The sequence below is a fragment of the Njordella calcicola genome, from assembly GCF_056494125.1.
In genome coordinates, this window is sequence record NZ_JBWOZO010000004.1 from 1 (window position 1) to 1,919 (window position 1,919).

Consider the following 1,919-nt stretch of genomic DNA (forward strand, 5'->3'; position numbering starts at 1 on the left):
ACACTTGCTGAAGCGAAAATGCCATTTTTCCGTTTTGCACATGACGTAACAGCAAAAAGTTCTGTTCGCTTAATCGAAGTGCTTCGTTCACTTGGCCTGGGTTTTCACGTCGGCTCAGCGCCCGACTTCCTGTATCAATATTTAAAAGGCTATAGCTATTTGAGTCAAACCAGACAATTGATTGCGCTGTAGAGAATTCAATAGCGATCATCGACGGGCATTTCATATCCGTATGGTGATATAGTCGCTCACCATTGATGGCATTCCAGACAGTTAAATCAAATAAATAATTGCCATCATCAAAAATCGATCGAACAACGGCGACTTTCGAATAATCTGGTGATACAGCTATTTGCAGATTCGCTACTTGCCCCACACCTCCATAGTTTGGGTTTTCCTCAAACGCAAAGCTCGGACTTATGTCAACAAGACTGTTTTCTTTCAATTGCCATAAACTTGGAAAGCCATCTTTCGTGACGATAGCGACAATATTCTTATCCGATAGCCAATTAAATGCCACTCCTGTCGAACGGTCGCCCTGCGGGAGATCGATCATTATCTCATGCTCAATTGTCCCTTCGGTTTCAGGACTAAACTCTACAACAACGAATTGCTCCCAAGCAAATCGGTCTACGGTTGGTCTCAGGAGGATTCCAACGTTCGCATCTGGTTCCAACCTTACAACTCGATCGTGGTCAAGAAGTTTATGTGTCATTTGAGTCTCTACTTCTTCATGATCCATCAAGATTTTGCCGTTTCTTGATGTGCTATCGACAACATGTAACATACAGGCTGGCGATCTCACGCCGATGACGATTTGCCTACACTCCCCTGCGAAATGCCGAACACTAATTTTTCTTAGCTTCTCGCCGTCTACAGAGAAGTTATGCAACTGGCTATACTTTCCATTCGAGGTTACAAAGCTGAAGCTGTCTAGTCCGTTTAAATATGGACGCGATTCAATTGTTTGAGTCGAATCGCATCCAAAGCAAAAGAAAAGAGCGGCAATCAAAATAGAGAATTGTTTGCGTTGCATCAGATACCCTTATTTAAATAATTATCTGGACAACTTTTTTGGTGGGGAATACTTTCGCATTGGAAATGGCCGGCCTACACAACCAATTCCACGGTCCACTCCCCACGACTTGCTGTCATCTGTGCAGTAGTAGCCGTCCTTCTTATCGCTCGGGTCAACTGATCGTGCCTCGCCGGTAGTTCCAAATATGTCACACCCTGTTATTTCGGCCATTCTGTCCCTCGCTGCCTTTTGTTTCTCCTGGTCACCGCCACCGCAGGTATAAAAGAAGAGCGAACAACCGCTGCAACCGTTATCTCGGAGTTTGGTTGCAATTTCTTGCTCTAGTTGTTCGTCCCTCGATGGGAGGATAGGTGTCTTTTGTTGACCATCGCGCGGTACGTTTGTTACACCACCAACGTAGTCTGGTGCGCCTTGATGGCCGCAAAATAGTATTTCGCAACAACCTTTCTCTTCGATTGTTCTTAGGATGTCATGTTTTGCGGGGTTTTGGATCGTCGGTCCGCCATTTGTATCAATAGTCGGTGGTACTCGATCAAATGGGGGGTAGACAAAAACACAGCGTTTATTTGGTTCCTTATGCTTGTAAACATTTTCGTCACTTGGATCGCTAAAGAGATAATTCCTTTTTTTATGCCGATTACGATAGCAATACTTGGGCTCAGGTTTGGGCGGCACATATACTGATTGAAGCCCAAGTGGATCGACACAAATGAGTACTAATGAATCAAGGTACTCATACATATCAATGCCCCCGCTAGCCCAATCGGATCTCTGCTCACAAATCTTCCACAATCCTGACTCACCCATCTGGCTCTAAAGTAATGCAATCCAACGGTATGGTCCCACTCTCGCGAAGTATAGGTGTAGCGATTGTCATAAG

The 1,919-nt window shown here is 44.8% G+C and carries 2 protein-coding genes; both read right to left on the minus strand.

Translation table 11 applies throughout. From position 1 onward, the window contains the following. Positions 1 to 1,036, minus strand: a 1,036-nt coding sequence (locus SH302x_RS27765; RefSeq protein ID WP_479369339.1) for a hypothetical protein, incomplete at its 3' end; no start/stop codon positions are given. A 719-nt stretch (positions 1,037 to 1,755) separates the two neighbouring features. After that, positions 1,756 to 1,919, minus strand: a 164-nt coding sequence (locus SH302x_RS27770) for an RHS repeat-associated core domain-containing protein (protein ID WP_479369340.1), incomplete at its 5' end; no start/stop codon positions are given.